Source organism: Candidatus Jidaibacter acanthamoeba (assembly GCF_000815465.1).
Classification (GTDB): domain Bacteria; phylum Pseudomonadota; class Alphaproteobacteria; order Rickettsiales; family Midichloriaceae; genus Jidaibacter; species Jidaibacter acanthamoebae.
The window spans coordinates 1-926 of record NZ_JSWE01000018.1; the positions used below are offsets into that span (position 1 = coordinate 1).

At 33.6% G+C, this 926-nt stretch carries 1 protein-coding gene; it reads left to right on the forward strand.

Features of this window, described 5'->3' with window-relative positions:
* Positions 1 to 284: 284 nt before the first annotated feature.
* Positions 285 to 926: ankyrin repeat domain-containing protein (locus NF27_RS10925; protein ID WP_161791738.1), on the forward strand; the 642-nt coding region annotated here is incomplete at its 3' end.

Genomic DNA, 926 nt, shown 5'->3' on the forward strand with positions numbered 1-926 from the left:
TGTAGCTGAAGTACTGGTTAAAGTAGGAGCAGGGCATGGAGATATAGTAGTACCTGCTAAATGCTTTAAAGGATAATGATGATAGGGTTAGGTGGAGGGCAGCTAAAGCACTGGGTAGTATAAGAGTAGGTCGGGAAGAAAGAGTAGGTAATATTATAGCAGATAATATAACAAGCAATATAAAGATTGCTGAAATAAGTAAAGAAAAAAGTTTAAATATAGTAAATCTATATTGTTTTAAATACTGTTCTAATCCCCTCTGGATAGAGCATATTTTTCAACATTTGCTTAAAATAAAGTCACAAGCAATATTAAATGGAAACAGCTTAATAGTTAAAGATTTAGGTAGAACACATGAAATTACTTTTACTGAAGCCCAGAAAAAGACACTTTTAGAAGTATTTAAGGAATCAGCAACAGAGAGAGGCCTCTCAACTGAAGTATATGATTACTATTTAGGAAAAGGAACACTAGGATTTAGGAGAGAAGTTGGGGTAATAGAAAAAACCGAACTACATAAAGCAGCAGAGAGTGGAGATTTAGAGGGGGTTAAAAGCATATTAACACAAGGTAGAACAGATATAAATGACCAAAACAATGAAGAAAAAGATACTCCGCTTATAATTGCAGCAAAACATGGTCATATTGGAGTAGTTAAGTATTTAGTTAACCAAGGTGCAGATGTTAGCTGTTTAAATAGACAAGGGGATGATGCACTTAATATCTCTTTATTTATAAATCATAACATTCAGCAAGTTTCTATTTTAACGGAGAAATATTTTATAACCGAGCAAAGGTTAAGAAAGTTGTTAGAAGTGGGTATGGTGAGCTATAGCGGAAGAGCTGATGATGTAACGGTTGCAGATATAGTATATGAGATAACCGGCAATGGAAGACTTAAAAATTGGAAGAATGATATAGAGTTA